This window comes from Peribacillus sp. TH27 (genome assembly GCF_016650915.1).
In the GTDB taxonomy this organism is placed as follows: Bacteria; Bacillota; Bacilli; order Bacillales; family DSM-1321; genus Peribacillus; species Peribacillus butanolivorans.
Genome location: NZ_JAEKEV010000002.1, coordinates 1521806 through 1544103, shown reverse-complemented (window position 1 = coordinate 1544103; position 22298 = coordinate 1521806). Strand labels below are relative to the sequence as shown.

General features: G+C 39.0%; 21 protein-coding genes and 1 pseudogene. 18 read left to right on the top strand and 4 right to left on the bottom strand.

What is annotated here, in order from left to right:
- Window positions 1–165 precede the first annotated feature (165 nt).
- The 15 genes from JFU24_RS08845 (at window position 166) to JFU24_RS08775 (ending at window position 14001) form a co-directional block, all read left to right on the top strand.
- Window positions 166–1518 carry a TrkH family potassium uptake protein gene (locus JFU24_RS08845; RefSeq protein WP_201181675.1) on the top strand — a complete coding sequence of 451 codons (1353 nt, stop codon included), beginning with the start codon at window positions 166–168 and terminating at the stop codon, window positions 1516–1518.
- A gap of 271 nt (window positions 1519–1789) precedes the next feature.
- Window positions 1790–2590, top strand: coding sequence for a histidine kinase dimerization/phospho-acceptor domain-containing protein (locus JFU24_RS08840; protein WP_201221555.1), 801 nt, complete (start codon window positions 1790–1792; stop codon window positions 2588–2590).
- A gap of 5 nt (window positions 2591–2595) precedes the next feature.
- The gene (locus JFU24_RS08835) at window positions 2596–3042 is read left to right on the top strand and encodes an ATP-binding protein (protein WP_201249856.1); all 447 of its coding nucleotides are present in this window, start codon (window positions 2596–2598) and stop codon (window positions 3040–3042) included.
- 97 nt (window positions 3043–3139) lie between these two features.
- Window positions 3140–4366 (top strand): acyl-CoA dehydrogenase, encoded by a 1227-nt coding sequence (locus JFU24_RS08830; RefSeq protein ID WP_057213375.1) that lies wholly within the window; start codon window positions 3140–3142, stop codon window positions 4364–4366.
- Window positions 4363–5136: an SDR family oxidoreductase gene (locus JFU24_RS08825; protein WP_201181671.1), complete on the top strand. Its 774-nt coding sequence runs from the start codon at window positions 4363–4365 to the stop codon at window positions 5134–5136. The genes JFU24_RS08830 and JFU24_RS08825 overlap by 4 nt, the downstream gene beginning before the upstream one ends.
- A 37-nt stretch (window positions 5137–5173) precedes the next feature.
- Window positions 5174–6784 (top strand): long-chain-fatty-acid--CoA ligase, encoded by a 1611-nt coding sequence (locus JFU24_RS08820; RefSeq protein ID WP_274606932.1) that lies wholly within the window; start codon window positions 5174–5176, stop codon window positions 6782–6784.
- A gap of 72 nt (window positions 6785–6856) precedes the next feature.
- Window positions 6857–7426 (top strand): TetR/AcrR family transcriptional regulator, encoded by a 570-nt coding sequence (locus JFU24_RS08815; protein ID WP_201181668.1) that lies wholly within the window; start codon window positions 6857–6859, stop codon window positions 7424–7426.
- A gap of 39 nt (window positions 7427–7465) precedes the next feature.
- Entirely contained in the window at window positions 7466–8350 is an 885-nt protein-coding gene (locus tag JFU24_RS08810; protein WP_201181667.1) for a 3-hydroxyacyl-CoA dehydrogenase family protein, read from the top strand.
- Window positions 8347–9126 (top strand): enoyl-CoA hydratase/isomerase family protein, encoded by a 780-nt coding sequence (locus JFU24_RS08805; protein WP_116821739.1) that lies wholly within the window; start codon window positions 8347–8349, stop codon window positions 9124–9126. Before JFU24_RS08810 ends, JFU24_RS08805 begins: the two co-directional genes overlap by 4 nt.
- A gap of 16 nt (window positions 9127–9142) precedes the next feature.
- Window positions 9143–9541, top strand: coding sequence for an acyl-CoA thioesterase (locus tag JFU24_RS08800; RefSeq protein WP_201249855.1), 399 nt, complete (start codon window positions 9143–9145; stop codon window positions 9539–9541).
- A 30-nt stretch (window positions 9542–9571) separates the two neighbouring features.
- Entirely contained in the window at window positions 9572–10633 is a 1062-nt protein-coding gene (locus JFU24_RS08795; RefSeq protein ID WP_201221551.1) for a phosphotransferase family protein, read from the top strand.
- A gap of 4 nt (window positions 10634–10637) precedes the next feature.
- A complete protein-coding gene (locus tag JFU24_RS08790; RefSeq protein ID WP_207196294.1) occupies window positions 10638–11396 on the top strand; it encodes a 2-phosphosulfolactate phosphatase in 759 nt (252 codons plus the stop codon).
- Window positions 11397–11432: 36 nt separating this feature from the next.
- Window positions 11433–12212: an SDR family NAD(P)-dependent oxidoreductase gene (locus JFU24_RS08785; protein ID WP_053345118.1), complete on the top strand. Its 780-nt coding sequence runs from the start codon at window positions 11433–11435 to the stop codon at window positions 12210–12212.
- Window positions 12213–12228: 16 nt separating this feature from the next.
- Window positions 12229–13008 (top strand): enoyl-CoA hydratase/isomerase family protein, encoded by a 780-nt coding sequence (locus tag JFU24_RS08780; RefSeq protein ID WP_201181663.1) that lies wholly within the window; start codon window positions 12229–12231, stop codon window positions 13006–13008.
- A 15-nt stretch (window positions 13009–13023) separates the two neighbouring features.
- Window positions 13024–14001 (top strand): quinone oxidoreductase family protein, encoded by a 978-nt coding sequence (locus tag JFU24_RS08775; RefSeq protein ID WP_201221549.1) that lies wholly within the window; start codon window positions 13024–13026, stop codon window positions 13999–14001.
- Window positions 14002–14089: 88 nt separating this feature from the next.
- On the opposite strand, the gene JFU24_RS08770 is transcribed toward JFU24_RS08775, so the two are convergent.
- Window positions 14090–14425: a DUF3905 domain-containing protein gene (locus tag JFU24_RS08770; protein ID WP_201221547.1), complete on the bottom strand. Its 336-nt coding sequence runs from the start codon at window positions 14423–14425 to the stop codon at window positions 14090–14092.
- A 122-nt stretch (window positions 14426–14547) separates the two neighbouring features.
- Here JFU24_RS08770 and JFU24_RS08765 point away from each other — a divergent pair, with 122 nt between their 5' ends.
- Window positions 14548–14706 carry a hypothetical protein gene (locus tag JFU24_RS08765; protein WP_056530653.1) on the top strand — a complete coding sequence of 53 codons (159 nt, stop codon included), beginning with the start codon at window positions 14548–14550 and terminating at the stop codon, window positions 14704–14706.
- A complete protein-coding gene (locus JFU24_RS08760) occupies window positions 14706–14852 on the top strand; it encodes a hypothetical protein (RefSeq protein ID WP_169787512.1) in 147 nt (48 codons plus the stop codon). The genes JFU24_RS08765 and JFU24_RS08760 overlap by 1 nt, the downstream gene beginning before the upstream one ends.
- A gap of 41 nt (window positions 14853–14893) precedes the next feature.
- On the opposite strand, the gene JFU24_RS08755 is transcribed toward JFU24_RS08760, so the two are convergent.
- The 3 genes and pseudogenes from JFU24_RS08755 to JFU24_RS08745 form a co-directional block, all read right to left on the bottom strand.
- Entirely contained in the window at window positions 14894–16654 is a 1761-nt protein-coding gene (locus tag JFU24_RS08755; RefSeq protein WP_201250897.1) for a B12-binding domain-containing radical SAM protein, read from the bottom strand.
- A 320-nt stretch (window positions 16655–16974) separates the two neighbouring features.
- A pseudogene (locus JFU24_RS08750) lies at window positions 16975–18333 on the bottom strand (IS1182 family transposase).
- Window positions 18334–18654: 321 nt separating this feature from the next.
- A complete protein-coding gene (locus tag JFU24_RS08745; protein ID WP_201249854.1) occupies window positions 18655–19680 on the bottom strand; it encodes an acyltransferase family protein in 1026 nt (341 codons plus the stop codon).
- A gap of 284 nt (window positions 19681–19964) precedes the next feature.
- Between JFU24_RS08745 and JFU24_RS08740 the strand changes: the two genes are divergently transcribed.
- A complete protein-coding gene (locus JFU24_RS08740; protein ID WP_201249853.1) occupies window positions 19965–22124 on the top strand; it encodes a PAS domain S-box protein in 2160 nt (719 codons plus the stop codon).
- The last annotated feature ends 174 nt before the right edge of the window (window positions 22125–22298 follow it).

Genomic DNA, 22298 nt, shown 5'->3' with positions numbered 1-22298 from the left:
TTTACTTATGTAAGCAGTATCAAACTTATTGGTAAACCTGCCTTATTGTTGCAAGTAAGACAGTTTCAAAAGAGAATGGAAAAAAGAATGAAAAAAGGGTACACTAGATTTTTAATGGTTATGTGATTCACATAATTATAAAGGAGTAAGAAAGGAAAACTCTGTATGTTTGCTATCAAAAAACTATTAGCAAAATTAACACCAGCACAGCTTATCGTCGGTTATTACTTTTTAGCTGTCAGTATCTCGACCATACTGTTGAGTCTGCCGGTTGCTCTTAAGCCAGGCGTAAAATGGGGATTCATGGATGCTTTATTCACAGCCGTAAGTGCAGTTAGTGTGACAGGTCTAACAGTTGTTAGTATGCCCGAAGTGTTTAATGAGGTAGGCTATTTCATTCTAATGTTTGTTCTCCAATTTGGTGGTATTGGCATTATGACACTTGGAACCTTTTTCTGGTTGATTTTGGGTAAGAAAATCGGCTTGAAGGAAAGACAATTGATCATGACCGATCAAAACCAATCGAATCTATCGGGGCTTGTTAAATTATTGATTCAAATCATTCAGATATTTGTCGTAATTGAAATGATTGGGGCTCTTGTTTTAGGCATTTACTTTCTGAATTATTATCCAAACTGGAAAGAAGCCTTTTTAAATGGCTTATTTTTAGCTGTAAGTGCCACCACGAATGCTGGTTTTGATATTACCGGTATTTCAATGATTCCATTTAAAGGCGATTATTTTGTACAGTTTATCACGATTATCCTACTTACCCTTGGAGCAATTGGATTTCCGGTTTTAATTGAGTTGAAAGAATTTGTATCCAATAGTGCACGTACTTATAAGTTTCATTTTTCTTTGTTTACAAAACTGACATCAGTCACTTTCTTGTGTCTTATAATTGGGGGAACTATCCTTATCTTCCTGCTAGAGATGAACGGGTTTTTAAAAGATAAGAGCTGGCATGAATCATTTTTCTACTCTCTATTTATGTCTTCGAATACGAGAAGTGGTGGCCTAACAACGATGAATGTGAGCGATTTCTCGGAACCAACCCTTTTATTGATGAGCATATTGATGTTTATTGGAGCATCTCCTAGCTCAGTGGGAGGAGGTATCCGGACAACAACCCTGGCTATAATGATTCTCTTTTTATGGAATTTTATGAGGGGAAGGCGATCTATTAAAGTATTCAAACGCGAGATTCATCCTGATGATATTCGTAAGGCGACAGCAGTTATGATCATGGGATCCCTATTATGCATTATGGCAGTATTCATTTTAGCAATTACTGAGAATTTTACTTTGATGCAAATCATTTTTGAAGTATGTTCGGCTTTCGGTTCTGTGGGTCTTTCAATGGGTATCACTCCCGAACTCAGTAATATCGGTAAAATTGTAATTATGATTATCATGTTTATTGGCCGGGTCGGGATTACGTCCCTTCTCTATATCATTGGTCATAAAGAAGTTACGGAGAATTACCATTATCCAAAAGAACGCGTCATTATTGGATAATGTTTTAGCTATATCAGAGACCTTTCCATTGTGGAAAGGTTTTTTGAGTTGTTTGCAGGAATCGAAGTAATTATGTTGAAATGTACCTATAAGATAATTAATTACCATTTTAATGTAAGGTATATGCTAAATTCAAATCCTAACTTGCTGGAATTTAATCGATTATTTTTTTAATTATTTTGGTAAGGAGGTGGAGGAAATAAAGAAATACGTTGGAAGGATTTTTGTTCCTGCACTATTTTTTATATTAATATTGCCATTTATAGGATGGATGTATTTTGAAGTACATAAAGTTTCCACCTTTGCAGGAATATATATAGTCGCAATTGTATCTATAGCTTGGTTATTAGGCGCTACCTATGATAAAAACCGAAAAATGATTGAGTTATTGAAGGATAGTGAAGGGCGTTATCGAATTTTCTCTAAGTACTCGAAAGAATTGGTCAATAGCTTCAATGAAGTTATATTCCAAACAGATGAGAAAGGAAAATGGCTATATTTAAATCCTGCCTGGAAATTGATGAGTGGTACTACTGTTAACGAAACTCTCGGGCTTCACTTTTCTAAAAGTATGGATAATACATCGTATCAAGAAGTTTTGAAAACGTTTGCAGAATCCTTTCATCAAGGAAAAAAATATTTTCGTGTGGATATTAAATTGAATAATTCGAAAAAGGAGACGACCTGGGTCGAAGCATTTGTCAAATTAATTCATGACGAGGCAGGGAAATTCATCGGAACGGCAGGAATATTATCAGAAATTAATGAACGGAAGCATGCAGAGGAAAAGCTTGTAAGTTTGAATGAAAATTTAGCGATTACTTCCAGTAAATTATCTACGGCTGCCCAACTTGCTGCAGGGATTGCTCATGAAGTTAGAAATCCCATGACAGCGATTTTAGGTTTTGTAAAACTGATCAGAGACGGGGGTGCCGATAAACAGGAATACTATGACATTATTTTTTCGGAAATAAATCGAATCGAGCAAGTCCTAAATGAACTATTGCTGCTTTCCAAGCCAAGTGAAGAGGAGTTTCTTAAGAAAGATATAAAAAAACCTGCAATCATGTGATTACTTTGTTGGAAACCAATGCCGTACTTAATAATATTCAAATTCATAAAAATTATAATGAACAGTCGATTTATATATATTGTGATGAAAATCAAATCAAACAAGTACTAATAAACCTTATAAAAAACTCCATTGAATCGATGACAGATGGCGGAAATATTTTTGTGAATATATATGAAAAAGACAATGAAGTTTATATAAGCATTTTGGATGAGGGGGAGGGGATTCCAGAAAACTCTCTTCAAAAAGTTGGTGAACCATTCTTCACTACGAAATCAACGGGAACAGGATTAGGACTTTCAGTATGTTTTAAAATCATTGAGAAACATGGTGGTAAAGTATTCATTACTAGCGAACTAAAAAAAGGTACGAAAATCGTTTGTGTCTTCCCGATAGTTGAACCAAGAGATATGGATGTTCTGAAGCAAGGAAGTGGATTAGCAGGAAATTAATTTATTTAATAATTGAAAAAAAAGGAAAAATAGTTGTATACTGTAAAAAGAAAGTTAACATACTAACCGGTTAGTGAGTTGAAAGGGAGGAATTAATTTGAACTTTGAACATACACAAAAAGTAAAAAATCTGGAAAAGAAGTTAACAGAATTTATGGAGAAATACGTATACCCAAATGAATCGGTGTATCATAAGCAGCTCGAAAAACAGAAAAGCCGCTGGAGTGAAATACCGCCGGTTTTATCTGAATTAACTGCAAAAGCAAAGGAAGAAGGACTCTGGAATTTATTTTTACCGGAAAGCAATTATGGAGCTGGTTTAACCAATCTTGAATATGCGCCGCTTTGTGAAATTATGGGAAGATCGATGATAGGACCCGAAATTTTTAACTGTAATGCGCCTGACACTGGGAATATGGAAGTATTGGTTCGTTATGGTACTGATGAACATAAAGAGCGCTGGTTGAAGCCGTTGCTTGCTGGGGAAATCCGCTCATGCTTTTCAATGACAGAGCCAGAAGTGGCATCTTCTGATGCAACCAATATTGAGTGCCGAATTGAAAAAAGCGGTAGTGAATATGTAATAAACGGTCGGAAATGGTGGTCTTCTGGAGCTGGTGATCCACGATGTAAAATTGCTATTGTTATGGGTAAGACCGATCCAGACGCCTCTAAGCATGAACAACAATCTATGATTCTCGTACCGCTGGATACACCGGGAGTCAAAATTGAGAGAATGCTCCCTGTTTTCGGTTATGATCATGCACCTCATGGACATGCTGAAATAACTTTTGAAAACGTGAGGGTCTCAAGCGAGAATATTCTTTTGGGTGAAGGGAAAGGGTTTGCTATTGCTCAAGGAAGGCTTGGTCCTGGAAGAATACATCACTGTATGAGGCTTATCGGAGCTGCAGAAAGAGCGCTTGAAGAATTATGTAAGCGTATTCAAAATCGTGTCGCTTTTGGAAAACCTTTGGCGAGACAAGGTGTGATTATGGAATGGGTGGCAGATTCCCGTATTGAAATTGAGCAAGCCAGGCTTTTGACTTTAAAAGCTGCATATATGATGGATACTGTAGGAAACAAGGAAGCGAAGGCGGAAATTGCCATGATAAAAGTGGTTGCACCTAACATGGCATTAAAAGTGCTGGATCGTGCCATCCAAGGGTTTGGCGCAGCAGGTATATCTGATGATTTCCCTTTTGCGGCTCATTGGGCAAATGCCAGGACATTGAGGCTTGCCGATGGTCCGGATGAGGTACACCGTTCGCAAATCGCTAAAATTGAACTTCGCAAACACCAAAAGCATGAGGTGAAAATATGAAAGCGACTGATCTATTTGATTTAACCGGAAAGACAGCGATTATTACAGGTGGAGGAAGAGGGCTTGGAGAACAAATAGCGACTGGCTTTGCCGAAGCAGGGGCCAATGTGGTTCTTTGTTCCAGAAAGAAGGAGGCATGTGATGAAGTTGCATCGCATATCGAGAAGCTGGGAGTGAGGGCGCTTTCCATCAAATGTGATATTACCAACCCGGTAGATGTACAGGAAGTAGTGAACGTAACTTACAGAGCATTCGGATCTATAGATATTTTAGTAAATAATAGCGGGGCATCCTGGGGAGCTCCTGCCGTTGATATGCCCCTTGAAGCCTGGCAGAAGGTAATGAATGTCAATGTGACTGGAACCTTCATCATGAGTCAGACTGTAGGTAGGATCATGATCGATCAGGGGTATGGAAAAATCATAAACATTGCTTCTGTCGCGGGACTTGGCGGGACGGACCCAAGGGTCCTTGATACAGTCGGCTATAATACGAGCAAAGGGGCAGTAATTACCTTAACAAAGGATTTAGCCGTTAAATGGGGCCAGCATAATATTAATGTAAATGCGATAGCACCTGGATTCTTTCCGACAAAAATGACCAAAGGCGTTCTTGAGAAAGGAAAAAATCCTATCTTGGAATCCACTCCGCTTAAAAGGTTAGGGAGTGATGATGATTTAAAAGGAGCTGCGATTTTCCTAGCCTCGAAAGCCTCCGATTATGTGACGGGGAATATCTTAATAGTTGATGGGGGTTCGCATGCAATGTAATGAAAAGTAATTAAATATGGCTGGAGGGTATGTAATGATGAATGAAAAAAAGTGGCTGTCAATGTATCCTGATTCAATACCTAAGGAAATAAAAGTTCCTGAGTTTCCGATGCAGCAGATCCTTAAAAACACATTTCAGTCCTATCCAAACAATACAGCAATTACTTTTTATGGTCGAAAGATTTCTTATCAGGAGCTTTTCTTTGCATCACAAGCTTTCGCTTCAGCTCTTCAACAAAAGAGTGTCCAAAAGGGTGATCGTGTAGCAATAATGCTCCCTAACTGTCCGCAATACGTCATAGCTTACTATGGCTCATTGACTACAGGTGCCATTATTACACAAATCAATCCAATGTTGGTTGAAAGAGAGTTGCAGCATATTTTACAGGACTCTGGTGCCGAAACAATTGTGGTGTTAGACGGACTATATCCAAAAGTGAAAAGTGTGCAGCAGAATGTAAATGTGAAAAATATTATAGTAGTCAGCCTACAACCATCTGATGCAGATTTCCAACCTGATATTTCATTTGATCAATTTATAAAAACAGGCGATGGCAACATTACTCCAGTAACAATTGATCCGGGAAATGATATAGCCGTACTTCAGTATACAGGAGGCACAACGGGACGTTCGAAGGGTGCAATGCTGACACACAGCAATATTCTGGCAAACGTAGTTCAATCTTATGAGTTCTTCAAGCATGAACTAAAAATAGGTTGTGAACGAACTCTGACGGTCATACCACTTTTTCATGTGTTTGGAATGACGTCTGCAATGAATTTATCGGTGTATATTGCGGGTGATTCAATTATACTGCCACGGTTTGAAATAGAGGAAGTATTAGAAACAATTAAGCGTGAACAGCCTACCATTTTCCCTGGTGTACCTACTATGTACGTCGCGTTAACGAACCACCCTAAGGCTGAAGAATACGGTATGGGTTCGATTCGGGTCTGTAACAGCGGGAGTGCCCCGATGCCGATGGAACTGCTTCGTGAGTTTGAACGAAAATCAGGGGCGAAAATAATGGAAGGCTATGGTCTTTCGGAAGCTTCCCCATCAACGCATTGTAACCCTATATTTGCTGAAAGAAAGACCGGTAGTGTCGGGATTGGTTTCCCTTCCACTGATTATAAAGTGGTGGATCTAGGAGACGGAACAAAGGAAGTAGCTACGGGTGAAATGGGAGAGTTAATTATCAAAGGACCGCAAGTGATGAAAGGTTATTGGAATATGCCTGAGGAAACGGCGGTGACTCTGAAGGATGGCTGGCTTTATACAGGTGATATTGCCAAGGTTGATGAAGGCGGGTATCTCTATATTGTCGACAGGAAAAAAGATTTGATTATTGCAAGTGGCTATAATATTTATCCGCGTGATGTAGAAGAAGTGCTTTATGAACATCCAGCTGTTCAGGAAGCGGTTGTTATCGGAGTTCCGGATACCTATAGAGGAGAGTCCGTTAAAGCAGTGCTTGTTCTTAAAAGTAATCAGAAGGCAAGCGAACAGGATATCATCGATTATTGCCGTGCAAACCTATCGGCCTATAAGGTCCCGCAACTTGTAGAATTTCGTGAAGTGCTTCCGAAAACAAACGTCGGAAAGATTTTAAGGCGAGCTTTAAGAGAAGAATTTTCTAAAAAATAATATGGCTTGATAATACGAAAGCGTATGATATCAATTCACCTGAAATTTTAAACAGAATGCGAGGATGCTTACATGAAAGAAAAAATGACAGAAAATAGCATACGTTTATTCGAAAAGAAGGGCTTTAGTGAGACGTCTATTCAGGATATTGTTGAATCGATTGGTGTGACGAAGGGAACGTTTTATTATTACTTTACGAGCAAAGAACAGTTGCTTATGGATATTCATCTGGCTTACATAGATGAGCTCCTAAATGAGCAGGAAAAAATCATTCAGGTTCTTGAAAAAAGCTGCAAAGATAAGCTTTTCGAAATGGTTTATATGCTTTTAAAGAGTATCAAAACAAAAAAATCAAGCGCTACGGTCTTTTTTCGTGAAATGAAAAATCTAAGTGAAGAAAAACTGGCTCAGATCCTTCCTAAGCGTGATGAATTCCGTAATAGAATTGAGCAGTTGCTTAAAAAAGGTATCGAGAGTGGAGAGTTTCGCTCCAATCTCGATACATCTATCATCTCGTTTGCGATTTTGGGTGTGGCCAATTGGAGCTATCATTGGTTTGATCCAGATGGGGAAAAAACAGATCAGGAAGTGGCAAGGATTTTTATGGGAATGATTTTACAGGGAATTGAAGAAGGAAGATAAATTACATACTAACTAGTTAGTAGAAGGGAGAATGACGTTATGCCGAACAAGCAAATTAATTCTATAACCGTAATTGGAGCCGGCCAGATGGGGCATCAGATTGCGATGCTTGCAGCACTTGGAGGATTCGAGACAGTTCTCCAGGATGTTCAAGAAAATGCTTTAATAACAGCTAAGGAAAAATTGGAAGATATTTTGGCTAAGTGGGTCCAAAAAGGAAAATTGACTGAAGATCGTAAACTGGCAGCCTTCAGTCGCCTTCAATATACTACCAATTTGGAAAAGGCGGCAAGCCGGGCGGATCTTATCATCGAAGCGATTGTAGAAAAACTTGATGTGAAACAGGAAGTCTTCGCCAAACTAGAGGTGTTGGCACCAGCAGAAACAATTTTTGCGACTAATAGTTCAACTATCGTCAATAGTCTCCTTTCGGGTGTGACAAATCGTCCAGATAAGTTTATTAATATGCATTTCTTTTTTCCACCTTTAGTAATGGATTGTGTTGAAGTTGTCATGAGTGATCAAACATCTGAAGAAACAGCAAAGCTTGCAATGGAAGTAACTCAGAAAATGAACAGGACAGGCATTTTATTACGGAAAGAAATATCAGGTTTTGTTGCCAATCGAATTTTAGGTGCATTACAGCGTGAAGCATTATTTCTGTATGAAGAAGGAATCGTTGATTACAAGGATATCGATTTAATTTGTCGAAAAGCATTAAGCCATCCAATCGGCCCGTTTGAACTGATGGACTTATCAGGTATTGATGTAAGTTATTTCGTCATGCAACAGCGATATGACGAAACTGGAAATCCTGAAGATAAACCAAATGTTTGTATTGAAGAAAAGGTGAAACAAGGACATTTAGGAAGGAAAACAGGTAAGGGCTGGTATGACTATCCAAACAAAGGAGTGAAAAAATGAGAAATTTAGTGAGAGTGGAAAAGGAAAATAAGCTTGCTATTGTAACCATTGATAATCCTCCATTAAACGTAATCAGTAAAAATGTATTTAAGGGTTTGTTGGAAGTATTTACTGAGCTTGAAGAAGATAATGAAACGGTAGCAGTACTCATTACTGGTGCAGGCGATATTGCATTTGCTGCAGGTGCGGATATAAAAGAATTTCCACAAATGATGGGAAATCCGAATATGAAAGAAACTGTAAGGGAAAGTCATGCAATCTTAAATAAAATTGATCATTTTCCTAAACCGACGATTGCTGTCTTAAACGGTATGACTTTAGGAGGCGGATGCGAACTAGCTCTGGCCTGCGATTTGCGGGTAGCCGAAGCACAGGTGCAAATCGGCCTGCCGGAAGTGAAATTAGGCTTATTTCCAGGAGCTGGGGGTACACAGCGTTTGTCTAGACTTGTTGGGAATGCAAAAGCAAAGGAAATTATTTTTACCGGTGATTCACTTAATGCAAAAGAAGCAGAAAAGATAGGGCTCGTCAATAAAGTCGTCGAGCAGGGATGCGGGTTAACAGAGGCAAAAAATTTAGCCTCACGAATGACGAGACATTCACTTCAGGCGCTTTCGAGAATTAAAAAGGCTATAAATGAAGGAAGCGAATCGACACTTGAACAAGGATTAGAGATTGAAACAAATCTTTTTGAAGAAATCTTCCAAACTGAAGATGTGAAAGAAGGAGTTTCAGCATTCTTAGATAAGCGGAAACCTGCTTTCTTACATCGATAAAACAAGGAGGGACATAATGCATGAATTAAAAGTTAACGTCCGCTTTTCAGAAACGGATGCCTTGGGCCATATCAATAACACAAGTTATTTTATTTACCTCGAAGAAGCCCGCATGAAATTTTTTGAAGCGTTGGGATTAGCGACAAATGTCGAAGAGTGGAATTTTTTGCTTGCTTCCACAAAATGCGATTTTATTTCTCAGGGGTACAACCAGCTTTTAACTATTCGGACATATTTGACAAAGGTAGGCACGAAAAGCTGTGAAATGGTCCATGACATCTATTGTTCACAAACTGGAGAGGCCATTGCAAAGGGGAGTGCGGTCTTAGTTTGTTTCAATTTTACTGAACAGAAAAGTGAACCTATTCCTGTAATGATAAAAGATAAGCTTATCTCACATCTTGTTCATACCTAGATTCACTAAAGTGTAAAGGAGTGAAGGAAATTGGTTGATGATACGATTCCTGTTCGTTCCGGTGAGGAACTGAATTTAAGTACATTAGAAGATTTTCTGAGAAAAAATGTTTTGGACCTACCAAATGAACCGTTAGAACTGCAACAGTTTTCTACAGGGTATTCCAATTTGACCTATCAGTTGAAGATGGGAGAGTGGGAAGCTGTATTAAGGAGACCGCCGCTTGGTCCTGTTGCTCCAAAGGCACATGATATGAAACGGGAACACCATATTCTTTCATCAATCAACCCGTATTTTCAAGCAGCTCCTGAACCTATACTGTTTTCGGATGATGATTCAATCGTCGGATCTCCCTTTTTTCTAATGGAAAGAAAACATGGAGTTGTAATAGATTCTAAGTTTCCCGAAGGAGTCGAACCGACTTCAGAGAGGTGTCGTCAGCTTTCTTATGTCATGGTTAATCAGCTTGCTGACCTCCATTCAATTCCATATGAGAAGACGGGATTAGCGGAAATCTCCAAGCCTGAAGGGTTTATCGAGCGACAAGTACACGGTTGGATTTCCCGATATGAGCGGGCAAAGACAGATGAAATCGAAGAAGTAGGGCCACTTATCGATTATTTGCAAAAGAATATACCACAGTATAGCCAAACTTCCATTATCCATTATGACTACAAGATTAATAATGCAATGTTTAACCAAAACCTAAGCGAAATGGTAGGATTATTTGATTGGGAAATGTCCACCGTTGGCGATCCGCTGGCAGATTTAGGAGTTGCTTTGAGCTATTGGACTGAAAGCAGCGACCCAGAATTGATTAAATTCGGTTTGGGACAAGCGTCAGTTACAACCTTGGATGGTTTTCTGACCCGACAAGAATTTATTGAAGCCTATGCAGTGAGAAGTGGCAGGAATGTTTCCAACATCGATTTTTATTTAACCTTTGGATACTTTAAGTTAGCTGTCATCCTTCAGCAAATCTATTACCGTTATAAAAAAGGACAGACCAATGATCTCCGCTTTTCTAAACTTGGAATAACGGTCAAAAGCTTAATCACCCATGCAGCCCATGTTGCGGCGAAGGAAGCTTGAGAATATGGGACATATACAAAACATACATTTGCTATTAAAAAAAGAAGAGATAGATAGGGAAAAGCTTTTAGAAGGAGAGAAAGTGGCCATCATCCTGGATGTTTTATTAGCGACTACAACTATCATTTCATCTCTTCATAATGGAGCCCGACAAGTAATTCCTGTCCTTAACCCTGTAGACGCCCTATTGAGAAGCAAGGAATTGGATCATGAGGATTATTTATTGGCAGGAGAACTTAAGGCTAAGCCGGTTGATGGATTCATGTATCCGAGTCCGACGCTTTTGAGTAAATTAGTTCTCAATAAAACGCTTGTATTATCTACGACTAATGGGACGGTTGCACTGAGAAACTCTGCTGCAGCCAAAAAGGTGTATATAGCGTCCTTGTTAAATAATCCCTCTGTTGCTGAAAAAATAAAAAAAGATCATCAGACCGAAACGATAATTATCGTTTGTTCGGGGAATTCGGGTGAATTTAGTTTGGAAGACTTTTACGGAGCAGGTCATTTGATAGAGTGCTTGATTACTGGAGCACATGGAACGTTCAGTCTGAATGATGCAGCAATTGCTGCTTGCACTTTTTATCAGACGAATACCGACAATACTTTTGATATTCTGCAATCATCACATGTCGGACAGCTGTTTGATAAACATGACTTGATTGATGATTTGAAATTGGCTTCTCAAAAAGGTTCGATAAATCTTGTTCCTGAGTTGATAGATGGGAGAATCGAAGCTGAATTGAAAAGGCAGGAAACGTAATAACATGTTATCAAATCCAGTTGAAGAGGTGAAGGAATGAGGTTTTTACAGTCAATAGCGGTGGTAACAGGTGCAGGATCTGGAATTGGAAAGGCTACAGCAATGCGCTTATCGGACGAAGGAGCAAAGGTTTTATTAGTGGGCCGGACGAAAGGAAAGCTGAAGGGAGTAGCTGCTGAAATCAATGCCCGGCATACAATTCCCGTGGCCGATATTTTTCCTGCAGATGTGACGGAAGAGGAAGATATAAAAGAGTTGGCGCTGTATGTAAAAGAACAATATCGGGATCTTCATATTTTAATCAACAACGCAGGTGGATCGAAATCCTCGAAGCTTCTGGATACCTCTACAGATGATTGGGATATGATTCAAGATGTCAATTTAAAAAGTGTCTTTCTTGTTTCGAAGTACTTAGGAAAAGTGATGGAAGAAGGTGCTAGAAATGGGAATGGTGACTCCGTAAACCGGGCAATCGTGAATGTTGCTTCACTCTCAGGACATCAAGCTGGAGCATTTATCCCACATTACAGCTCCGCTAAAGCAGGAGTAATCAGTTTGACTAAATCTCTAGCACTGGAATTAGCTGGAGTTGGCATACGTGTCAATTCCGTTTCACCTGGGTTTATTGAAACACCCTTAACAGAGGATGGTCTGCAGAATGAAAAATTCGTAAAGTCCATTCAACGGAACACGGCCCTGGAAAGAGTAGGTAAAGCGGAGGAAATTAGTAATGTCATTACGTTTGCTGCTTCGCCGGAAGCTTCCTATATGACAGGAACCGATATTTTGGTTGACGGCGGCTGGTTGATTAAGTAGAAAAGGGGATGGGTAAATGTTAAAAGAACACTTATTAACAGAAGTAAATAATAATGTATTAATCGTGACTTTGAATCGTCCTGAAAGCTTGAATGCCTTTAGCCCAGATATGATCTCAAACTTAACGAAAACGATTACCGATGTTAAGCACAAGCCTCATATAAGGGCCGTTGTCATCAAAGGGGCTGGACGTTCTTTTACTGCAGGAGGAGACGTTAAGTCGATGGGTCAAGCCTCGGCAGGACAATTGTATGATCATGTTGGTAAAATGAATGATTGCATTTTGGCGATGGATTCTTCTGAGGTTCCTATTATTGCTGCAGTTCATGGATTTGCGGCAGGAGCTGGTTTCAATTTGGCACTCGCATGCGATTTAATTGTGGCTTCCGATGATAGTCAATTTGCAATGAGTTTTTCACAGGTGGGCTTGATTTCAGACGGAGGAGGTTCGTACTTTTTACCAAAATTAGTAGGTCCTCATCTTGCAAAGCAGCTGTTCTTTTCGGCTGAACCGATTTCGGCCGAGCGCTTATATCAGTTAGGTGTCATTAATTATTTATTTCCACTAAATCAACTAGAAGAAGAAACGTTGAAACTTGCTGACAACCTTGCCAATGGACCGACAAAGGCATTTGGAATGATGAAAAAACTCGTTAGTCATTCATTTACGGCCACACTAGATGAAATGCTCGAACAGGAACGAATTACCCAAACCTTGATGGCGTCTACAGAAGATCATCTAGAAGGAGTTGCGGCATTCAAAGAAAAACGTAAACCTGAATTTACTGGAAACTAACAAGGGGGAACAGTGATGAAAGCCATTCAATTTGAAGAATACGGTGGACCGGAAGTACTGAAAATGACTGATAAAGAAAAGCCGGTGCCAACTGGACATGAAGTGCTGATTGAAATTGACTGTGTCGGCGTTAATTATGCCGATACAGCAAGAAGGGAAGGGCAATACGTGGTTCCTACACCACTACCTTTCATACCAGGTGCGGAAATAGCTGGAGTGGTGGTGGAGGTTGGTGAAGAAGTAACCAAAATCAAACCGGGGACAAGGGTCGTGAGTCTGATTGAAGCGGGAGGATATGCCGAATATGCCTTATCGGATGAATTCTCTGCAATTCCTCTTCCTGATGTGATTCAGTTCCATGAGGCTGTTGCCTTACCGCTACAAGGGTTAAGTGCCTATCACATTATAAAAACGATGGGACGCCTGCAACAGGGTGAAACGGTACTTGTCCATGCAGCTGCAGGAGGCGTTGGAACGATTGCGGTCCAGCTTGCCAAAATCTTCGGGGCTGGAAAAATAATTGCCACCGCAAGTACTGAGGAAAAGCTGGCGCTAGCTAAAAAGCTGGGGGCCGATATTCTCATCAATTACACCAAAGAAGGTTGGGAGCAGGAAGTGCGTGAGGCCACTGGAGGAAAGGGTGTCGACGTCGCACTGGAAATGGTTGGTGGAGACATATTCAATAAAACACTGAAATGCTTGGCTCCATTTGGCCGACTTGTTGTTTTTGGTAATGCTAGCCGTGAGGCATATACGATGAACCCACAGGTTTTAATGCGCCGTAATCAATCTGTGGTAGGTTTTTTCCTGCCGCAGATTATGAAAAAACCAGATTTGCTGCTACCAAGCATCAAAGAGCTCTTTTCTTACGTAGCGTCTGGTAAGCTAACGCTGACTATCGGAGGTATTTATCCGTTTGAACAGGCTGCTGATGTACATGAAGAAATGAGCTCCCGCCAAACAAAAGGAAAGTTGATTTTGCAGGTTAAATAAGGAAGGAGGGTGTACCGGACTTACCGGGGACACCCTTATTTTATGTGGGTATTACTAGTGAATTTTGGCTATATGACTTGTGAGTCATTTAATCCGTTTTAATACTCACATCTTTATCAGGATGCATGAAAGGGGCTTGTGGGGCTCTTTTTGCCTCTAACAGTTCGCGGTTTTCAGTTGAGTTCCATCCAATATCATTAGTTGGGTGTATCCATTCGTCTCCAGCCATGATTTCTGGGTCTGTATCTTCGCTCCAATTTTCGAGTGGTGAGTTTTCTGATGCATATTTGCTGTCCCCAATGACGACTCCATAATCATTAACAAAAGGAGCTTGCGGTTTTATCCCGGTACCTTTAAAGCTCGGTGCGTTAATTTGGTGAGGTTGGGTATCATCCATTATTGGATTATCCAATTTCCTTTTCATAAAGTATCTCCCTTTCGTTTTAGGGTTATTTTACTCGACTACCCATATATTATCCCTGAATAATTTTTAGCGGAATTACCCCATTCTAAAAAGTAAAACTTTTTAAAAAAGGTGGAATGAACATGAAACGGAAAGCCAATGTAGATGGAGCAATCAAAGCAAGTACGACGCCAAAGAAAAACCAAGCAGTAGAGGAATATTCAAATGAATTCGCAGTTGAAGAAAACGCCATGAAAGGTGCCAACCGTAATTCAAAGCAAGGCAGAAAAGGTAGAAGTTAATGGATAAAAACAAACGCAACTCTCAAGAAAAACGGGTAGAAGAAATAGTACGAACGGAATTCGGAATGGAATTCAGTGGTGATATGAATGCATCCAAGATCTATGAAATATTGTCTACAGAAAATAAAAAACGTGAAAATAAATAGAGAATAAAGGACGGACCCTTTTTGGGATCCGTCCTTTATTCTTATAAAATGATGCTATCAGATTTTGAAAGAGAAAAAATGGATGAGCCTTTTCCGCTCGGATCAAAATAAGCAAGCATAATCGATGGTTTATTAACAATGGTTCCATCTGCTAAATATGTTTCTAAATCAAAGGGAAGTTCTTCAAGTAATGTGTGTTTGTGAATTTCTTTTTCATTTAGTCCCAAGGCAATGAAAGAAGATCCAAGATGTTCAGGTTTATTTAAAATTTCTTCATAAATCTCTTTGCGCCCTTGTTTATCAAGAGAAGCATCCCACCATGGTTTACGTGGTTTGTATTTTTGATTCATGAAATAATCCAATTTCATGAGTCCGATAATGGTTTTTAAATCAGCTGATTCTCTGGAAGATAAAAACTGCTGTAATCGACGGAACAAGTCTTCAAGTTGATGTCCGATTCGTGACCAGCCTTGTTCATCCCAGAAGGTACCAAATTCTTGGAAAAAGTCGAATGGTGAATTAAACACCGATTCAACCAGAAACTCTGTCGTATGATCCATTCTGTGATCGTTCCAGTATTTTTCAAGCACATCTTCAACTTGTTTAATACGGACAATGTCGTCAAAGGACAAAACATTATTCCCAAGAATTTCATAAGGAGCATGATCACTGTAAATATAGTCGTGATCATTGGCACGTATCCGTAGGCCTGTACCACGCAGCATTTTTAAGAAACCAAGCTGCATTTCTTCGGGCCTTAGTTCGAAAACATCATTGAAGGTCTTCCTGAATGAAAGATAGTCTTCCTCAGGCAAACCAGCAATCAAGTCAAGATGCTGATCAATTTTTTGACCGTCTTTGACCATGGTGACTGTCCGTGTTAGTTTTTCGAAATTTTGTCTTCTCATGACCAAATCATTTGTATGATCATTCGTCGATTGTACGCCGATTTCAAATCGGAATAGCCCTGCTGGTGCATGATCATTCAAAAATTGGATAACTTCCGGACGCATGATGTCCGCTGTGATTTCGAATTGGAAAACCACTCCAGGATGATGTTCGTCAATTAAAAATTGAAACATATCCATGGCGTAGCTCCGGCTGATATTGAAGGTACGGTCAACGAACTTAATAGTTTTTGCACCATTTTCCATAAGGTACCTAATATCTTCTTTGATCTTTTCCCGATCAAAATACCGGACACCTACTTCGATCGATGAAAGACAAAATTGACAGCTAAACGGACAACCACGGCTTGTTTCGATATAGGTGACACGTTTGGATAGCTCGTCGCGGTCTTCTTCCAATCGATAAGGGGTAGGGAGGGATTTCAAATCCACCTTGCCATTCTGTGGCTGAATAACTTTTTTTCCATCCTGTCGATAGGCAATCCCACCAACTTTTTTATAATCGTTAGCACCTTCAATTTCAGATAAAAGAGCTTTAAAAGTAACTTCCCCCTCGCCAATTACGATAAAATCAGCTCCGGGAATCTGGTCAAGCCATTCACCAACATCATATGTGACTTCAGGTCCGCCGAGAATGATAACCAATTCAGGATTGATTTTTTTCAGCATTGCCACGACTTTCATTGTTTCCTCGATGTTCCAAATATAGCAACTGAACCCGATGACATCAGGTTTTTTGGAATAAAGGTCGCCAACGATGTTCATAATCGGGTCTTTTATCGTATATTCTGCCAGCTGTACATCATAATCTGGCTGAGCATAAGCTTTTAAATATCGGATGGATAGCGATGTATGGATGTATTTTGCGTTAAGAGTACTGATTATTATATTCATGTTAAAGGGCGTAAAAGAAACGCCTGGCTCCTTTCGTGTACATGTCTTTTTAAGCCAACAAGCACTAACGAGTAATTTTACCATAGCCTGCTCCATTTGAAAAATGCGTTATTATTAATGAAGGGGAATCTATTGCCTTTGCTTTTGGCTTGTAAGTTGGTATGGAATTATGTTTGAAAAAACGGATAAAGCAGAAACTGCTTTATCCGTTCAGTTTGTAGACAAAAGGGGTCCAGAATGTTTTAATTCTGGACCCCTTTTGAAATTCCCTTTGAATTTTGATCAAGATTAAGAGATTGGGCCTCTACGAGCCCACTTTATTAAGCCATTATTGGACCTTGCCATGTCCAATTGGCAATCTTCTTTAAATTCATGGCAGCGAATGTAAGCATCGCCTGCATCGACAATTTTTTAAGTCCCCTTAAAGTAGTCCAACGCATACCATGCTTTTCTTTTGCATCTGCGAATACACGCTCTATTGTTTCTTTGCGTTTCGCATATATAGGTTTTACATCCTTGTGGTGACGCAGATGATCTGCTTCTTCCATATAATTTTGCCAGATATGGCGTGTCACCACTTTTTGATGGTCTTTGCTTACTGTACACTGTGATAAAAATGAGCATGTCGCACAAGTGTGTTTGGGTGATTTGTACTCGCGATAGCCCTCTTTATTTGTTGTTGAGTACTTTAAAATCTCGCCCGATGGGCAGAGATAACAATTAAAATGTTCATCGTAAACATAGTCATGCTTGCGAAAGAACCCTTCTTTTGTTCGTGGACGTGTATAGGGTAAAGCTGGTGTGATTTCTTTCCCAAAAAGGTAGCTTGTAATGGCTGGTGTTTTGTAAGCTGCATCTGCGGCAACAGCTTCAGGTTTTCCAACTTTCTCAATCACTTGTTCAACAAGAGGCTCTAAGATATGACTATCATGCGTATTTCCTGGTGTTACAATCGTCCCCAGCACAAAACCGTTGCGGTCTGCAGCCGCATGAAATGAATAGGCAAACTGTTTTGTTCGTTCATCTTTTACATAGTAGCCACTCTCAGGGTCAGTTGAACTTTCTTTAATTTCTTTGGTTTATTCTTTATCAAATTTATCCGGTGGAAAAGGCTTCTTTCCATTGTTTTCACGATCTTGATTTATTTCTTCTTGAAGGCGTCCTTGATATGCTCGTGTTTCCTTACGAACGATTTTCTTTTCGGATTTCCGCTTATTCGCACTGGCTTTCACATGTGTTGAATCAACGAATACGTGCTCTGCACTAATTAACTTTCTTTCTGAGGCTGTCATTAAGATACGATAAAAAATCTGTTCAAACAGGTCTGTATCTTTAAAGCGACGCTCATAATTTTTCCCGAACGTTGAGAAGTGAGGTACTTTATCATGGAAACCGTAACCTAAAAACCAACGGTAAGCCATATTCGTTTCAACTTCTTCAATCGTTTTACGCATCGAACGAATACCGAAGGTATATTGAATGAATGTCAATTTAACTAAAATAACTGGATCAATACTTGGGCGGCCTATCTCTGAATACATCTCTTTCACCAAGTCATAAATGAAAGTGAAGTCAATGGCCCCCTCAATTTTACGAACCAAATGGTTCGCTGGCACCAGTTGATCCAAAGTAATCATTTCAAGTTGATCTCGCTGAATAGAATTATGTTTCGAAAGCATCGTCATCACCTCAAGTTTTAATACTCCTATATTAAAACAAAAAAGACTGTAGGAAAAAGTGTTTATTTCTAATTGTTAAAACAGAGTTGATTGGAACGGAAGGTGCGAGACTCCTGCGGGAAAAGCGTGTCCAAGGGAGACCCCACAGGCGCAAAGGCGCCGAGGAGGCTCCCTGACCGCCCGCGGAAAGCGAGTGCCTGGAGTGGAAATCAACGTTCGAATTTTTACACCCCCTCAAAAAAACTGTAGACAAACTCGATTTTCATCGAGTTTGTCTACAGTCTGAACGGATAAAGCAGAAACTGCTTTATCCGTTTTATTTCAAAATGCTTGTTTAATATACTCTTTTGTTTTAGTCATGAAACGTTTTGTTTTGGTTGCTTTCAATTCGATGATTGGCTGGGCCATTGTAGCAATCATTTGGCTTGACAATAACACAGTGATCAAGAATGAGAGGCCGGCAAGCATGATAAAACTCTCTGTATTACTGAAGTAGTCCTGTATCGTGCTTTCACGGAAGAAACGAATGAGGAAGCCGTGCAGCAGATACACATATAAAGTTTGTTTACCCCAATTGGTAAAGAAATATTGTCCGCGTGGGATGAAGGATAGAAAGCTAAACACTGAAATTACGCTCAATCCATAAAATCCTAGTCGCTTAAACATGGACACGATTGTCGCATCTTCAAGCTCGGCATAGGGTTTCGAACCGAGCAGCCATTTATAATTTATATCGGTATTTAAATAAAAGCCGATAAAAATCACTAACATGACACCAAGTGAAGCCAAACGAACTTTGGGTGTGAATAACTTTTTTAAATGATCTTTGCTTAAATGGTAACCGATTAAAAACATCGGGAAAAAAACGAATGTCCTTGAGAGACTAAGGTAATTGGAGATATTGTCAATATACCCAATTAATAAAGCGATTAAAATAGATAAACCTATGCCTACTGAAGGCTTTAGCTTTGAAAAACCAAGTAGCATGATGTTCCAACAGAATAAACTGATCAAGAACCAAAGCGACCATTGAGGATCAAGCAAGTCTACTGTGATGGCAGTACGTTCATATAAGAAATAATAGTAAACGGTATATATCAATTGGAAAATAATGTAAGGTAAAATTAATTTTTTTGTAATTTTAGCTAAATACCCTTTTTGATAAAAACCTTTTGCAAAGAACCCTGAAACAAGTATAAAAGCAGGCATGTGAAAGGAATAAATGGTTTTATATAGAGCGTAAATTGTTTCACTGTCGTGTATATACGTATTTAGTAAATGTCCAAAGACGACAAAGGCCATGAGAATGAACTTGGCGTTATCAAAGAAAAAATCACGTTGTTTCATATTTGCCTCCATTAATAAATTTTAAGGTAGCTAGAAAGCATTGTTATTTATATACCCTTAATTCATAGAATTAAATCTCATATTAGTAATTTTATTAAATCATTCTTAAATTAAGCTTAACTCTAAGTATTAGTCGATTCAACATACTATAATTTAAAATAAAGTAAAATTTTGGATTTTGAATGGTGATATGATTTTACTGATTTTTGAAAATACCGAGGAGATTTAAGATAGTTGTCGAATAAGGTTGGGTAAGTATTGGTCTTTGAATAAGGGGTGTAAATATGAATTTAGGTTATGAGAATGAAACGGGATATAAACAAAAAATTATAAAATTAAATAAACAGATTGAAAGATATAACGAAATTTTCAATTCTATGTTAGAGCCCTATATTAGGGTAGATGAGGAACTAAGGTTCACTTATGTGAATGAGGCAGCTTGTACTCTGTTGGAAACACCGAGAGAGCAGCTGGAATTACTGAAATTAACTGATTTTCTTCAGGTCATCCCTTTGACTCATGAAGAATTCGGCTCACAAAGTAGTAGCGAGGAAAGAGAAAAGAAAATGATTCAACTTCATACAGGAGCGCTAAAGCAAATTGAATTTTTGCGTATTGGAGCGCCTTCCGAAGGACAGCAAATTTATCGTTTGGAGGATGTGACATTGGATGTTTCATCCTCCCGGGAAACATTAATGTCACGGCAGATGTTTTTGGACATTTTTGATACAGCCATTGAGAGCATCGTGCTTTTTGATAGCTCAGGAATAATCATAGAAGTGAATCATGCATTTATCCATGTCCTGGGCATTCCGAAAAAGGATATTGTCGGAAAAAATATGACGGATCTCATTTCCCAAAAATATAAGTCATATTGGGAAGAAAGTATTCGAAGAGTCTTCAGTGAGTCGAACTTCAGAGGAGAGGTAGAGATAATAGTCCATGATGAGCCACATCCATTTATTTTTTCACTTAGTTCGACAGTCGGAAATGAATTATATATGTCGGTGTTTCGAAAGCTTACTGAATCGAATTTAATGGAAAAGAAGTTAGAGACGAGCGAAAGGATTTTTGCAGAATTATTTGACCAGTCAATGGATGCGATAATATTTTGGAATGATGACGGTATCATTTTTCGAGTAAATCATTCAGCCTGTAAAATATTTGAGTCTAGTAGGGAAGACTTGATAGGCAGTTATATTTGGAAATATGTCTACAGCAATAATCAACATTTTAATCAGATGATGGATACGTTTGAAAGAGACACCCAGGTCAGGGGAGAACTGATTTATAAAATGCCGAATAATCAAATTAAATTACTTGAATTAACTTCAAAAAAACATGAAGGCGATGGTTATAATGTGACAATCTTTCGGAATGTCAGCGAGCGCTGGCTGATTGAGAAAGAATTACGGGATAGTGAAAAGAAATTCAGGAAAATTTTTGAGGGAACATTAGATGGCTTGATTTTATGGAATGATAAAGGGTTTACAGACATTAATGAGGCGGGACAGGAAATTTTGGGGATTTCGAAGGATAAACTTCTTTCTTTAACTATTAAGGAGTTTATTGAAAAAATACCTGGGAATGCAGCTGATCTGAACGCTCATATTGAAAAAGTCTACAAACATGGGGTTTACTCATCTATCATCCCGATAATGTTTGAAAATGGAAGAGTTAAGCATATTGAATTTTTAACTAGAGAAAATTTATATTCGAGCGTGCATTTAACCATTTTTCGTGATGTGAGTAAAAATCTTGAAATGCAGGAGCAAATTCGGAAATCAGATACCTTAAATGTTGTTGGTGAACTGGCTGCAGGGATTGCCCATGAAATTAGGAATCCAATGACGGCTTTAAAAGGGTTCATCCAATTGCTTGAGGATGGTGTCAAGGGTGATTTCTCTACATATTTTCATGTTATTACCTCTGAAATTAAGCGGATTGAAACCATAATCACTGAATTTTTGGTGTTGGCAAAGCCTCAAGCACTTAAATTTTTCAAACAAGATGTCCATACAATTCTGAAGGAGACGCTTGAGTTGCTTGCCGCTCAAGCTCTACTGGAAAATATTCAATTTGAGACGAACTTTGAAGAAGAAGAGTTTACTGTTTTCTGCGAAGCAAATCAGCTAAAACAAGTATTTATTAATATTATTAAAAATGCATTGGAAGTCATGCCGGATGGCGGTTCTGTTCGTATTAAGACGAGAAGATTTTCCGAGAAGTACGTTTGTATATCAATTATCGATCAAGGGATGGGAATCTCGGCGGAAATGCTGAAAAAGTTGGGTGAACCTTTTTATACGACAAAGGATAGAGGGACAGGGCTGGGGCTTATGGTTAGCTATAAAATTATTGAGGAACATAAGGGCTATATCGAAGTGGAGAGTAAAGTTGAGAAGGGGACTAGCTTTCATATATATTTACCATTCGCGAGTTAAACAGGAGGATGAAGATAGGTTGCTTGCAATTTGAAGAGTAGCAGATGAATTTTCTTCCCCTATTTTGTTATTTTTTCAGAAAGCATAAGTAAGTCTGAATGTTAAGAAGGAATCCCTCTTCAATGGATTCCTTTTTTGAATTTCATACCTCAACGCTAATTTCATTGAAATTAA